Raw genomic sequence first — 13,535 nt, 5'->3', positions numbered from 1 at the left:
TTCCACGTATTACCTGATAACATTTCTTCTCCACAATCTGCTGTCTAGTAAAACTCACTTTTTATGGATTGACCACAAAATTTCCTGCCAAGTTCCACGTTGTCCCTGAAAATATGAAATGGGATAAGCCCAAACCACGTATATTATGAGTATCCAAATATCCAATCATATCCACCTGAGAGCGTTAACATCATGTACAATAAGAATAAGTTGAACAGGAAAATTACGACATGAAGCACCAATATATAACATGAAAGGAGGTCGGATGATTGAACATGATCAAGTACATAAAATTGTTGGGATTAATCCTCGGTATTGTGGCTGTGAATGTTCTCGCATTCTCACCCGGCTTTATCGGACTTAATTTCGGGGAGGGTGCATTCACAACTGCGCTATCCGTTACCCTTCTGTTCGGTAGTGCAATGGCGCTCCTATATGGGAGTTATACCCTGCTGTTCAGGCAACCGGTAGTCCTGCCCGTGAAGCATATTGAAACGCATGAAGATTATGTGGAGGCACTATCTTTTTATAGACGCATTAAAGTTCTCGAAGAAGATATTACGCTGGGGCTGTCCCAACTTAGCCGAATGAAAAAGAAGAAAGAAACACTCCTGAATGTGCTCCATCAACGATTTGATCCCGGGGAACTGAGCTACAAGAAATTTGCTTCGGTCACAATGGAAGTGGAGAAGCTGTTGTACCTGAACATCCGCAGTGTGCTGAACCGGTTGAATGTATTTGATGAAGCTGACTATGCCAACATGATGAAATCCAAATCCGAAAGCATTCCCCAGAAGCTTTTTCAGGAAAAAACCAAGGTATACAACGATTATCTGTCTTATGTGAAAAATGCATTACACACCAATGAGGAAGTTTTGCTCAAGCTCGATCAGTTGTTACTGGAGATCTCACGTCTCGACAGCTTTGAAGCCGGAGATATTGAACAGATGCCTTGTATGCAGGAGATTGATCAGTTAATCAAGCACACCAAATTATACAGACAGTGAGGGGTTGCTCGTATGGCGAAGAAAGGTAAGTTTTTTTTCATATCGATTGTAATGCTGGTGCTCGTATTTGGTCTGGTCTATGCAGGGATTACACTGACGTCGAATTTTGGCAAGTCAACCACACAGGTGAGCACAGAGAATGCAGGTAAGGAACTGGGGAAACTGTACGCGGACATTGCGCCAGCGACGGCGGAACCGGTCAAAGGACAGATTGATCTCGACCCGGTCGATGTGGCAGAATCACTGCCGGATATCTCCAAATTTGCGATTGCTGTAGAGAATACAACAAATGATTACGTCGAAATCTTCTCTTCCACAGAGAAGTCAGGCAGCGGGGTAGACGGCTGGTTAACTGAGGTGGGCGAGGAGTTCAACAAAGCAAACATTACCGTTGGAGGCCAACATGTATCGGTCAAAATCCGCAACATTGCCTCCGGTACGGCTACCGATTATATCAAGTCTGGTAAGTATATGCCGGATGCATTCACACCTTCCAATGAACTGTGGGGCGAGATGGTTGAGGCCAGTGGGGTGAAGACAGAGATGGTGTCCGAGCGACTGGTTGGGAATGTTCCGGGTATTGTCATCTCCAAAGCCAAATATGATGCACTGGTTGATACGTATGGCTCCGTTAATGTAAAAACCGTGACCGAAGCCATTGCCAACAATGAACTCGCGATGGGATATACCGATCCATTTGCCAGCTCCACAGGACTCAATTTCCTGGTGACCGCCCTGAATACGTATGACAGCGCCAATCCGCTTGGCGAGAAGGCTATTGAGGGATTCGAGAAATTCCAGACGAATGTGCCGTTTACCGCTTCAACAACGATTCAGATGCGGGAAGCTGCCAAGTCTGGCAGACTGGATGCCTTTGTACTCGAATATCAGACGTATGTGAATACCGCTGATCTGAAGAGCGGGTACGTCTTTACACCATTTGGCGTGAGACATGACAGTCCGTTGTATGCATTGGGACAATTGCCGCAGAACAAACAGGAAATCATCCAGAAGTTTGCGGAATTCGTAACCCAGGCGAAGTACCAACAATCGGCGGAGGAGTTTGGTTTCAACGGGTTGCAGGATTACAAATCCGAACTGGCTACCGTGGATGGCGGCACGTTGTTGTCTGCACAGAAAGTATGGAAAGAGAAGAAGAACGGCAGTAAACCAATTGCCGCCGTGTTCGTGACGGACGTGTCCGGAAGCATGGATGGCGAACCGCTCAACCGACTGAAGGAGTCCTTGCGCAAAGGGCAGAAGTACCTGGGTACAGAGAACAGTATTGGCTTGGTCTCTTACTCCAGCGGCGTAACCGTGAATCTGCCGATTGCCAAGTATGATACGAACCAGCAGTCCATGTTTGTTGGAACAGTAGATAGTCTGCAAGCTGGCGGTGGTACGGCGACCTTTGACGGGATCGTGGTGGCGATGAAGATGCTGGAAGATTATATGGTTGCTAATCCGAATGTGAAGCCGTTGATCTTTGTCCTGAGTGATGGCGAGACCAATGAAGGTCATACCCTGAAGGATATCCGTGATCTGGTCGAAACGTACAAAGTACCAATCTATACGATTGGGTACAACGCGGACATCAAGGCTTTGGAGAGCATCTCCAGCATTAACGAAGCCGCAAGCATCAATGCCGATACCGACGATGTCGTGTACAAGATCGGAAACCTGTTTAACGTACAGATGTAATCTAAAGGGGGAACTGTAGATGTCATTTTCAATGGAAATACCGAGCCAGAAGGAAATTCAGAAGGTGATTGAAGAAGAGGTAAAACCCGTGCCCGCCGAGGTTGCGGAGCTTCAACAAGTGGCAAATGCCAACGTAGAAATGATCATGACACTGGACCTCGAATCCCTGGAGAAGCGCAAAGAGATTTTGCAATCCATAGACGGTTTTGGCATGAACACGATGAGATCCTCTTCTGAGAAAAACGCCTTGCTTCAGGTCTCCGTTGGACATCTGTCCAAGACGGGAGACGAGGGCGGTCAGGTCGCCAAAGGCTTGACCGAGCTGCATATGCAATTGAAGGATCTCGACCCAAGCGTGGTCGACTTTGCGAAGACCGGTTTCCTCGGGAAATTGTTCAATCCGCTTCGCGCCTATTTCCTGAAATATCAGAAGGCTGACGCGGTCATTGCTGACATCGTAACCTCTTTGGATAAAGGCAGATCCACCCTGCGTAACGATAATACAACGCTGGAGATTGAACAGCAGAACTTGCGGGAACTCACCAAACGATTACAAAAGGAAATCCAGCTTGGCGTACTCATGGATGAGTCCATCGATGCGCAGATTGAAGCGGCCAAGGTTCGCAATGAGGACCCCGAGAAAGTCCGCTTTATTACGGAAGAAGTGTTGTTCCCACTCCGTCAACGGGTGATGGATCTGCAGCAGATGTTGGTCGTGAACCAGCAGGGTATCATGGCGATTGAAGTAGTCATCCGCAATAATAAGGAACTGATCCGAGGCGTAGACCGGGCGAAGAATGTAACGATCTCGGCATTGAAAATTGCCGTTACTGTCGCAAGTGCTTTGTATAACCAGAAAATTGTATTGCAGAAGATTGAATTGTTGAACCAGACAACCAATGATCTGATTGCTGGAACATCCAAGATGCTCAAGGATCAGGGGATTGCCATCCAGAAGCAGGCATATGAAGCCAGCATCTCCGTGGATACCATGAAACAGGCGTTCACCGATGTGTTGTCAGCGCTCGATTCAATTAGTCTTTATAAGCAGGAAGCCCTGCCAAGAATGCGCGAGACGATTAACCAGTTCCGTGAACTTGCGGATACCGGGGAGCAGCAAATTCAACGATTGGAGAAAGGGCAGAAGCTGGGGTTGTAATCAGAAGAGAGAGAGAGAAATAAAATTTTTACGTAATAGATTGTTATCTTATTTTATAATTAGAAAAGCGACCATTCCTCATTAAGTATGGGGAATGGTCGCTTTTTGGGCTTTTTATGAAGATAGATACTAAAAATCGTAACCCAAACTGTTTGCATAAGCGCGTAGCTGCTGCTCGGATTGCTCCATGAGATCGATAGCGGTTTTTATTTTGGTATTAGCCTGTTTCAGTATCCTTTGATTCACTTTGGTCTTGGATACTGCCTGCTTGTACAACAAGAGCCCTTCGAGCTGATTGTAGTTTCCTTTGACAAATGTGGCATGAATTTGCTTGAGTTTCGGATTGGCAGGCTTAATCTGTTTCAGTTTGGATACCAATTTCGTATAATTGGGGATTATCGTATTTGTAAGTTTAAGATATATGGACTTACGATTCGGTGAATTTGCTTGGGAGCCGATGCTTTCCATAGCGGTAGAAGCTTTGGCTAAATAAGTTTTCAGAGCTAGTATCTGATTAACATAATCGACAAGCTCCTGCTGGTCTGCGGTAAGTTCTGCCTCATCTAATTCTAACTCGTCCATAAGTTCTTCGTGCAAATAATCATCTTCACTATAACTCTGATCTGAATATGTAGAGGTTGCTACTTTGGCTGCATCAGCAGAAATGGCTGGAGAGAGAAGCACCCCGCCAAGCAAAACAAAACTGGTAATTAATGATATAATCCACGACTTCTTCAAATGTAATGTCATCCTCCTTTTGTTTGTATTCCATTGGATAACCTAACATATAAATACCAGAAATTACAGGAATACATTTACATAATTTTGGTGGTAAAGCTTTCTTGAAATTCCTCTCAATCTCACCCTACTAGATGCTAGTATGGCGATCTGGATTTTCAGTCTTTTAATACGACATTGTCAGGCTTGTAATGGATGATCTTGAACAATTCCTCGGCCATGTAGGCGGGGCTGTGCTTGAAATCTTGTCTGATCCACTCCATGATCATGCCAAATATCGCATGAGATTGGTAGCTTGCCAATATTTCATGGTTGATGTGCGGAGGGAAGATGTGGTTCAGATCCTGTAAGGCCAGATCCCGAAGAACATCACAGATCATGCGCTGAAAGTTGGAGGAAGCCTCGGATTTCACAACCAGTGTATAGAATTGTGCATGATGATGCACATGCTCAAATATAGTGATCGCCGAAGAGGGCATTAGATTGACTTCGAACTTTTCCTCATCCTGATAAGGTTTACGAAAAGAAGTTACCAGATCCTGAATCACATCATCGATAATCTCGTTGAACAGATCTTCTTTGTACTGATAATGCCTGTAGAAAGTTCCCCGATTCAGGTCGGCTCGCTGCACAATATCCGTAATCGATATTTCTTTAAAGGGATGTTTCTGCATCAGATGGATGAGTGCATCCTTCAGTGCAGCTTTTGATTTTTTAATTCTTCGGTCCATCGAATTCAGAGTTTCAGACATCTATTTTCCTCCTCGCTATATAAGTTGAACTAAAGAATATTTACACTGACCACTTCGATGACAGAACAACCTTCCAATCGCTGTTATCCCCAGATTTTTTTGATTCCTTTTATAAAATGATAAATCCGGGGATAGCATATGCTTCCGATGTAGCTTTCTTCCAGAAAGCTTTTAGGCGAACGCTCCCGCTTCGTCAGGTTATTTCTGTCCTCTCCGTTTTGTGTAAATGTTTAGTTCAATTTATATAGTTCACTTTATCAATTAAAGTACATTCGGGCTTATTAGTGTTGTTTAACGTACAACTGGACAAGCTTTTACTGATTGAAGAGAAACGCTATGACTTATTATACTAAGGATAAGAGTTAATGAACATTTGTTTGTTAACTTATTGTAAACGAATACACAAAGGAGGATACATGGAATGAAACTTCAAGATAAAGTTGCAGTTGTTACAGGTGCTGGTTCAGGTATGGGGAAAGCAATTGCCACGTTGTATGCTCAAGAAGGCGCGAAAGTCGTCGTATCGGATATTAACGAAGAATCCGCACAAGCGGTAGTGAATGATATTAAGGCCCAGGGCGGAGAAGCGATTGTCGTTCTGGCCAATGTAGCCAAAGAAGAAGATGTGCAAAATCTGATCGATACGACGGTGAGCACATACGGTACAGTAGATATTCTGGTTAACAATGCGGGAATTATGGATGGCATGGAGCCGGCAGCAGATGTAACGGATGAGAAGTGGGAGAGATTGTTTGCTGTGAACACAACCAGTGTGATGCGGACAACGCGTAAAGTATTGCCAATCTTCCTGGAAAAACAAAAAGGTGTTATCGTGAACATTGCTTCAGCGGGTGGATTGCATGGTGGACGTGCAGGCGCAGCCTATACAGCTTCCAAACATGCGGTCGTAGGATTCACCAAAAATACAGGATACATGTATGCTGAGCAAGGCATTCGCTGTAATGCGATCGCTCCAGGAGCCGTAGCAACCAACATCAGCGCATCTATGGCTGGTATTAGCCCATACGGTGCAGGTCGGCAACAGCTGGGCATGGCAATCAACCCACGCATCGGGACGAGCGAAGAGATCGCCAAAGTGGCCCTGTTCCTCGGATCTGACGAGTCCAGCTTCGTGAACGGAACTGTCGTTACAGCAGATGCTGGCTGGAGCTCTTACTAATCCACTCATGTGCAGTCGAGCATGGCGTACGGAAATATTGTGTGAATTAAGGAAGCCGCATAAGTATATGCGGCTTCTTTTTTTGCACCTATGCACCTACGTACGGTGGATAGCAGCATCATATTCCGTTTAGGACAAACGTTTGCATCACTACACGGATGCTCGAATTGAATCAATCTGAGGGTGGTTTTGGCTTGGAAAAGAGTGAGGATTCACGCACGATCAGACGATGGGGAATAATGACCGGATTATGAGGCTGTGCTTCCCCGCTTAGAATTTTTAACAATACCTGAACGGCTGTATAGCCCAGCTGATAGGTGCCAATGTCTATAGAGCTTAATGGTGGTGAAGCCAGTTCGGATAACGCAATATTGTTAAAACTGACCACGCTGATATCTTCTGGCACCCGATAATGAAGCTCGGCAAGAGCTCTCAGTACCCCGAAGGCCACATTGTCATCAATAACAACGATTGCGGTCGGTCTATCCGGTAAGGACATGAACAACGACATCGCCCTGAATCCACTTTCCTGAAGAAATTCACCTTCCACAATCCAGTCACTATTGGCATCCAGCCCGGCTTGGGCAAGCGCTTTTTGATATCCTAACATGCGATCATGCGATAACGTAATGTCTGGTGGTCCGCTGACAAATCCAATTCGCGTATGCCCTTGGGCGATCAAATGGTGCGTTGCATCATAAGCCGTCTGCACATTGTCGTTATCCACCATGGGTGCATTTGGATGAGCTTCACTGCGACCGATTAACACAAAAGGAAACTTTTCCGCTTCCAAAAATGAAATGATGGGATCATCCCGTTTGGACCCAAGCAACAGAATACCATCGACTCTGCGGCCATGAACAAGGCGGGATATCGCTTGCAGTTCATTGTCTGATGATGTTTCGGTTGTTAGCAGCAATTCATAATTCATTCGGGTGGCATGTGTAATAATACCTCGGAGCAGTTCCCCGAAAAAGTAATTTTGAAACAACTCTTCTGCAGGACGCGGGAGCATAATGCCAAGGGTGTGTGTTGTTTTGGAAACCAGGCTCTTCGCGATGATGTTGGGATGGTAGTTCAATTCTTTCATAATTTGTTTCACTTTGAGAGATGTCTTGGTGCTGATTCTGGGATGGTTGGAAATCACCCGTGACACTGTAGAAGGGGAAACACCCGCCAATTTGGCAATATCCTTGATCGTAATCATGTAAAAAATCCCTTCTGAACAATCGTATAAATATTCTCCTATGGTAATCCAAAGGATACGAGAAATCAATTGCTAACTGCCGATTAAGGGATGCACGTGAAGTAAAATTAAGGAAGAAAGAGTCAGAACAAGGAAACAGGAAATTACTGTAGGTAGAAGAAAGAAAATGGTTAAAATTGAGCGAATATGGCTTGTGCAAACGTTTGTGCAAATAAAGTTCGTTATTGTATGATTTGATTGTTATTGTAGCGCTTACATCTGTGGATTTACATACTTCTTGACTTGTTTACCCCTATATATTGAACGGAGAGGTCATCTTGTCTTCCATTTGAGCAAACGTTTGTACAAAAAGGGGATATGGGATGCAAAACCTGACAACATACGCAGACAAAAGGGTGAAAAGCGCGAACTTTGTTGGACCAAGCAGAGGGAAGGGGACATTTTACATGAGAAAATGGCAAGGGGCAACATTGTCCGTCATGATGGCTTTTACACTGGCTGCGTGCGGTGCTGGAGGCGGAAGTCCATCTCCAACTACGGCAGGTGAGAATCCGGAGGAAGTTGTAGAGCTGACAGCCGAGAATCTTCAACCGGAAGAAGGGGCGACCCTGGTGATCTGGGAGGACAAAAATCAAAGCAGTTTTATTGAGCAAAGAGCCAAAAAATTCGAAGAGAAGTATGGGGTAACGGTCAAAATGGAGGAATTACCTCCAACCGATCAGGTAACCAAGCTGACGACGGATGGCCCAGCGGGTCTGGCGGCAGATGTGGTTGTTTTCCCGCATGATAAGATTGGTAGCGCTTCAGAAGCGGGACTTATTCTGCCCAATGACATATTCGAAGCAGAGACCGTAGAGAACACCAGCGACAACGCGCTGAAAGCGGTGACATTCAAGGATATCTTGTACGGCTATCCGTACAGCGTGGAGACCTATGCTCTTTTTTACAACAAAGCATTGTATCCAGAAGCTCCGAAAAACTTTGATGAGATTATTAGTTTCGCCAAGACGTTTAATAACGTGAAATCCAATCAGTATGCGCTGATGTGGGAATTGCAGCAATTTTACTATAACTATGCATTCCTGGCTTCACAGGGCGGTTATATTTTTGGAGACAACGGGATGGATAGCACGGATCTTGGTCTGAATAACGAAGGAGCCCAGAAGGGTGGACAGTTCTTGCAGACGCTAAAGTCGGAGGTGCTGCCGCTTAAGATGGGTGACGTGAACTATGATATCAAAAAAGGATTATTCTCCAGCGGCAAACTGGCTATGGACATTAACGGTCCGTGGACCATTGCCGATTATCGCAATGCAGGTATTGATTTTGGCGTTGCTCCGCTTCCGGCAATCGATGGTAAACCGATGACCTCCTTCTCAGGTGTTAAAGCCTATTATGTAAATGCATTTACACAATACCCGAATGCGTCGAAGCTCTTGGCAGCTTTCCTTTCCAATGAAGAGGCCCAGATGGAGAACTTTGAACTAAACGGTACACTTCCTGCGAACAAAAACGTAGCTGCTGATTCGAAAGTGCAGGAGGACCCGATCAATAAAGCGTTCCTTGAACAGTTCAACAACTCAACACCAATGCCTTCGCTTCCTGCCATGGACAGCGTATGGGGACCCATCACGTCGGCCATTACGGATATATGGGATACCGATAAGGACGTGAAGGCGTCACTGGACAATGCTGTGAAACAGATCCAGGAAAGCCTTGCCACCGTCCAATGAGGACGAACGACGAATGCGAAGATATGCATAAGAACTGCATAAATTGAACTTCATATTTACACAAAAACGGAGAGGACAGAAGGAAGCTGAAAGAAGTAGAACGTGCGCCTTTATCACCGGATTTTCCCTTTTGGAAAAGGGATCGAAAAAAATCTGGGGATAACAGCGATCGGAAGCTTATTCTGTCATCGGAGTGGTCAGTGTAATTACACTTTTGTTCAATGTATGCAGGTTAGCAATAGGCGGGGAGGAGAGAGCGAATGCAACAGCAGCATGTCCCGGTGCCCGTTGGACCGAACAGGGAAAGGCAGCACCGGATGACAGCGGCTATATGTTCCATCATACTGCAAGGTCTTGGACAGCTGTACAATCGACAGTGGATTAAGGGAATTTGTCTACTGTTACTGGAGGGAGCAGGGCTTGCGTACCTGCTTCCTCGGCTGTCACAGGCCGTATGGGGCATATGGACACTGGGGGAAAATACACAGCGTTTTGTCAAAGTGAATGGGTCTACCGTACTTCAAAGGGGAGACCATTCCATCTTTTTGCTGCTTGATGGCATTATCGTATTGCTGGTGTTTTTTGTGTTTATTCTGATCTATATCCTGAATATCCGGGATGCGTACGTCACAGGACTTGCGAGGGAAGAAGGCAAGCTGACCCTGGGCGCAGCGGCATCGCTTCGGAACATGATGGACAAAAACTTTCCGTATCTGTTTCTGTCCATCCCGGCACTAGGCATACTTTTCTTCACCGTTATGCCCATTCTGTTTACGATCACGATTGCATTTACCAACTATTCGGCCCCGGATCATATTCCGCCAGCCAAACTCGTGGACTGGGTGGGCTTCAAGACGTTCAGTGATCTGATTCAGCTGAAATCCTGGAGCCAGACATTCTACGGCGTGCTCACTTGGACGGTCATCTGGGCCATCCTGGCTACAGTCACCACCTATTTTGGTGGCGTACTTGTGGCGCTGTTGATTGAACAGCGGGGCATACGCTTCAAGAAGCTGTGGCGGACGATTTTTATTCTGCCTTATGCCATCCCGCAGATTATTTCCTTGCTGCTCATGCGTAATCTGTTCAATGGTCAATTTGGTCCAATCAACACCTACATGAGAGCATTTGGGCTGGAGGGATTGCCCTGGCTTACAGATCCATTCTGGGCCAAAGTCACCGTCATTGTTGTCAACATGTGGATTGGTATTCCAGTCAGTATGGTGCTGATTCTGGGTGTATTGACAGCCATCCCTCGTGACCTCTATGAGGCTGCCGAAGTGGACGGAGCATCTGCGTTTCAGAAGTTCCGGATCATTACGATGCCGTTCATTCTTTTTGCCACGACCCCGGTACTCATCATGCAATTTGCCGGAAACTTCAACAACTTCAATGTCATCTTCCTGCTGACCAACGGAAATCCATTGCGGGGAGACTACCAGTACGCAGGGGCAACGGATCTGCTGGTAACCTGGCTCTACAAGCTCACACTCGACAATAACAAATTCAACATGGCTTCAGCGGTAGGTATTATCATCTTCCTCATTATCGCTTCATTCTCCATCTGGAACTTCCGCCGCTCCAAATCATTCAAGGAGGAGGACATGATTCAATGAAGACACGTAATAATCCGCTGCGTTTGGCCCTGAGTTATGTGCTGTTGCTGATCATCGCCGTTGTCTCCATCTACCCGGTACTCTGGATCTTTCTCTCTTCCTTGAGACCCGGCGCGGCATTGTTCAGTGAACGGTTGTGGCCGGAAGCTTTCACGCTGACCCATTACGGTGAGCTGTTCAATAACCCGTCCTTTATGTACGGCAGATGGTATATGAATACGCTGAAAATTGCCTTTTTCACGATGATCTTCTCCACATTGATGGTGACACTTGGGATGTATGCCTTGTCTCGCTTCCGCTTCCGTGGACGTAAAACCATTCTCTCCACCATGCTGATCCTTGGCATGTTCCCAAGCTTCATGAGCATGATTGCAATCTATATCATCTTGCTGCAAATTAAATTGCTCGACACCCACGCTGCGCTCATTCTGGTCTATTCATCAGGAGCGGTACTGGGCGGATTTATCGTCAAAGGTTTTTTTGACACCATCCCGCGCAGCCTGGACGAAGCGGCGCGTATGGATGGTGCGAGTCACCTGCGGGTATTCACCAGCATCATCCTGCCGTTATCCAAGCCGATGCTGACTTATGTGGCACTAACCAGCTTCACGGGTGCGTGGATGGACTTTATCTTCGCCCGGCTGGTGCTGCGGACGAAAGAGAACTGGACGCTTGCGGTGGGCATGTGGGATCTGGTCAACCGGTATCAGGACAGTAACTTTACGATGTTTGCTGCGGGGGCGGTATTGATTGCTATCCCAATTACCCTGCTGTTTGTTTTCCTGCAACGATTCCTTGTTCAAGGGCTGACGGCAGGAGCTTCGAAAGGGTAAACGCAGACTCCAGGAAGAAACATTATAGGACTAGGGACAATATCATCAGCTAAGCTAACGACCGCATAATTAGCCTCGCTAGCGTAACACTCACTTAACTCAGGCACTTCCGTAATGTCATGTCTTTGTCGACTGACAGAGCTGCGGAAGTGCCTGGTTCTGTATGGGCTCGAATCATGATTAGGGAGGAACGTGATGTATGGGCATGAACCCATCCAGTGAGCATGAGATTATGGGATACCAAGATGGACAAGCTGCATTGCATAATACTATAGCTCCGCCAACACTTTGGCGTAATGTTACCTTTCGAAGGGTTTTGTACGGCTACGGCATCTCGGTCTTCGGGGATTGCTTCAATGGGATTGCGATCAGTCTGTGGGTGTTACAGACCACAGGCAGTGCGAAGAGCATGGCGGCCGTACAGATCTGCAATATGGCCGTCAGTTTTTTATTTGGATCGGTGGCAGGTACGGTCGCAGATCGATTGGATCGCAGGAAGCTGATGTTGGCGTCTGATGTATTTCGCGGTGTGATGGCTGTGCTGATTGCGATTAGCTTATTCGGTTGGCATGCGCCGTTCCCGGTGGTGCTGTTGTTGCTCTCACTGTCCATGTTTTCAAGTTTGTTTCAGGCACCTGCATTCCACGCCTCTGTAGCAAGTATGGTAGGCAGGGAGCATATTCAACAAGCAACCGGTACCATTCATATGGTGGATAATCTTGCCCGAATCAGCGGACTAGCCGCGGCGGGAGTAGCTGTTGCTGCATTTGGAGGATTTGTCGCCATATTAATTACAGGGGCAACTTTCCTGTTGTCCGCAGTCTGTGTGCTGGTGGCAGGCCGCTTTCCTGAGGTACAGCGATCCATTAATCAGCAGACCACGTTTGCTCAGGAGTGGCGCAGTTCGTTTGGCTACATCTATCGGAATCCTTTGATCCGATCCATCGTATTGCTCAATCCGGTGCTGATTTTGTTTTTCATGTCAGCCATGATGCTGGTCCAAGTGATGGCGGTCAAGGTATGGGAGGCGAATCCGGTACAGTTTGGATTAATTGAAACCTGTATTCCACTTGGATATATGATTGGCTCTGCAATGCTGATTGCTTCGGGAAAACGATTGAAGCGAAGAGGGAGATGGGTATTTATCGGTCTGATTGTGTTGGGACCGATATATATTTTTTTATCGAACGTATCCTCGTCAATCATGGCACTGCCGTTAATCGTGGGCGGAGGTGCGATGTTTGCCTGCTGTACGATGCTCACTCAGATTATGCTGAGGACAGCCGTTCCGGACGAGCTGCAAGGAAGGGTCTATGGTGTGGTTGGAACAATCACCAGTACAGCGCCTATTCTGGGATTGACGGTTGTCTCCGTATTGGCAGATCAATGGGGGGCAGCTTCTGTGCTGCAAGGCGTGGGCATATTACTGCTGGCAACAGGTATTCTGGCCGCTACAACACTGAAGTCGATCCGAACCTATCAATGACATGTATGATACATCAAAATGAAATGAGTTGAACCCACATGTATACATTCAACAGAGAGAGGATAGAAGCAATCTAAGCAACCTCGCTAGGTACAGCAAAACCCGGAGCAAACGCTGCGTTAG

General features: G+C 46.5%; 11 protein-coding genes. 8 read left to right on the top strand and 3 right to left on the bottom strand.

What is annotated here, in order from left to right:
- Positions 1 to 275: 275 nt before the first annotated feature.
- The 3 genes from MKX68_RS06240 to MKX68_RS06230 are packed head-to-tail and all read left to right on the top strand — an operon-like array spanning position 276 to position 3,867.
- Positions 276 to 1,007, top strand: a complete 732-nt coding sequence (locus tag MKX68_RS06240; RefSeq protein ID WP_339790795.1) for a hypothetical protein — start codon at positions 276 to 278, stop codon at positions 1,005 to 1,007.
- A 12-nt stretch (positions 1,008 to 1,019) separates the two neighbouring features.
- Positions 1,020 to 2,708 (top strand): vWA domain-containing protein, encoded by a 1,689-nt coding sequence (locus tag MKX68_RS06235; RefSeq protein ID WP_340910063.1) that lies wholly within the window; start codon positions 1,020 to 1,022, stop codon positions 2,706 to 2,708.
- 19 nt (positions 2,709 to 2,727) lie between these two features.
- Positions 2,728 to 3,867 carry a toxic anion resistance protein gene (locus MKX68_RS06230; RefSeq protein WP_017690481.1) on the top strand — a complete coding sequence of 380 codons (1,140 nt, stop codon included), beginning with the start codon at positions 2,728 to 2,730 and terminating at the stop codon, positions 3,865 to 3,867.
- 129 nt (positions 3,868 to 3,996) lie between these two features.
- Here MKX68_RS06230 and MKX68_RS06225 read toward each other — a convergent pair whose 3' ends face one another.
- Positions 3,997 to 4,605 carry a hypothetical protein gene (locus MKX68_RS06225; protein ID WP_340910061.1) on the bottom strand — a complete coding sequence of 203 codons (609 nt, stop codon included), beginning with the start codon at positions 4,603 to 4,605 and terminating at the stop codon, positions 3,997 to 3,999.
- A gap of 158 nt (positions 4,606 to 4,763) precedes the next feature.
- Complete coding sequence (locus MKX68_RS06220; RefSeq protein ID WP_340910058.1) at positions 4,764 to 5,357, bottom strand: TetR/AcrR family transcriptional regulator; 594 nt, start codon at positions 5,355 to 5,357, stop codon at positions 4,764 to 4,766.
- Positions 5,358 to 5,778: 421 nt separating this feature from the next.
- Here MKX68_RS06220 and MKX68_RS06215 point away from each other — a divergent pair, with 421 nt between their 5' ends.
- Positions 5,779 to 6,537, top strand: coding sequence for an SDR family oxidoreductase (locus MKX68_RS06215; RefSeq protein WP_340910055.1), 759 nt, complete (start codon positions 5,779 to 5,781; stop codon positions 6,535 to 6,537).
- A gap of 172 nt (positions 6,538 to 6,709) precedes the next feature.
- Here MKX68_RS06215 and MKX68_RS06210 read toward each other — a convergent pair whose 3' ends face one another.
- Positions 6,710 to 7,744 carry a LacI family DNA-binding transcriptional regulator gene (locus MKX68_RS06210; RefSeq protein ID WP_340910052.1) on the bottom strand — a complete coding sequence of 345 codons (1,035 nt, stop codon included), beginning with the start codon at positions 7,742 to 7,744 and terminating at the stop codon, positions 6,710 to 6,712.
- A gap of 446 nt (positions 7,745 to 8,190) precedes the next feature.
- Between MKX68_RS06210 and MKX68_RS06205 the strand changes: the two genes are divergently transcribed.
- The 4 genes from MKX68_RS06205 to MKX68_RS06190 all read left to right on the top strand — a co-directional run bounded on the left by MKX68_RS06205 (position 8,191) and on the right by MKX68_RS06190 (position 13,412).
- Positions 8,191 to 9,477: a sugar ABC transporter substrate-binding protein gene (locus tag MKX68_RS06205; RefSeq protein ID WP_340910049.1), complete on the top strand. Its 1,287-nt coding sequence runs from the start codon at positions 8,191 to 8,193 to the stop codon at positions 9,475 to 9,477.
- 260 nt (positions 9,478 to 9,737) lie between these two features.
- Positions 9,738 to 11,093, top strand: coding sequence for a sugar ABC transporter permease (locus MKX68_RS06200; RefSeq protein ID WP_340910046.1), 1,356 nt, complete (start codon positions 9,738 to 9,740; stop codon positions 11,091 to 11,093).
- Positions 11,090 to 11,926: a sugar ABC transporter permease gene (locus tag MKX68_RS06195; RefSeq protein ID WP_017690474.1), complete on the top strand. Its 837-nt coding sequence runs from the start codon at positions 11,090 to 11,092 to the stop codon at positions 11,924 to 11,926. The genes MKX68_RS06200 and MKX68_RS06195 overlap by 4 nt, the downstream gene beginning before the upstream one ends.
- Before the next feature lie 199 nt (positions 11,927 to 12,125).
- Positions 12,126 to 13,412 (top strand): MFS transporter, encoded by a 1,287-nt coding sequence (locus MKX68_RS06190; RefSeq protein WP_340910044.1) that lies wholly within the window; start codon positions 12,126 to 12,128, stop codon positions 13,410 to 13,412.
- The last annotated feature ends 123 nt before the right edge of the window (positions 13,413 to 13,535 follow it).

It is taken from the genome of Paenibacillus sp. FSL M8-0212, assembly GCF_038004645.1.
Lineage (GTDB): Bacteria > Bacillota > Bacilli > Paenibacillales > Paenibacillaceae > Paenibacillus.
Note: the sequence above shows the minus strand (reverse complement) of the source record. Positions and strands in the feature narration are given on the sequence as shown.

Excerpts from the sequence above, each read along its gene's own strand:
- MKX68_RS06240 (WP_339790795.1), top strand. The coding sequence starts at position 276 with ATGATCAAGTACATAAAATTGTTGGGATTAATCCTCGGTATTGTGGCT.
- MKX68_RS06235 (WP_340910063.1), top strand. The coding sequence starts at position 1,020 with ATGGCGAAGAAAGGTAAGTTTTTTTTCATATCGATTGTAATGCTGGTG.
- MKX68_RS06230 (WP_017690481.1), top strand. The coding sequence starts at position 2,728 with ATGTCATTTTCAATGGAAATACCGAGCCAGAAGGAAATTCAGAAGGTG.
- MKX68_RS06220 (WP_340910058.1), bottom strand. The coding sequence starts at position 5,357 with ATGTCTGAAACTCTGAATTCGATGGACCGAAGAATTAAAAAATCAAAA.
- MKX68_RS06215 (WP_340910055.1), top strand. The coding sequence starts at position 5,779 with ATGAAACTTCAAGATAAAGTTGCAGTTGTTACAGGTGCTGGTTCAGGT.
- MKX68_RS06210 (WP_340910052.1), bottom strand. The coding sequence starts at position 7,744 with ATGATTACGATCAAGGATATTGCCAAATTGGCGGGTGTTTCCCCTTCT.
- MKX68_RS06205 (WP_340910049.1), top strand. The coding sequence starts at position 8,191 with ATGAGAAAATGGCAAGGGGCAACATTGTCCGTCATGATGGCTTTTACA.
- MKX68_RS06200 (WP_340910046.1), top strand. The coding sequence starts at position 9,738 with ATGCAACAGCAGCATGTCCCGGTGCCCGTTGGACCGAACAGGGAAAGG.
- MKX68_RS06195 (WP_017690474.1), top strand. The coding sequence starts at position 11,090 with ATGAAGACACGTAATAATCCGCTGCGTTTGGCCCTGAGTTATGTGCTG.
- MKX68_RS06190 (WP_340910044.1), top strand. The coding sequence starts at position 12,126 with ATGGGCATGAACCCATCCAGTGAGCATGAGATTATGGGATACCAAGAT.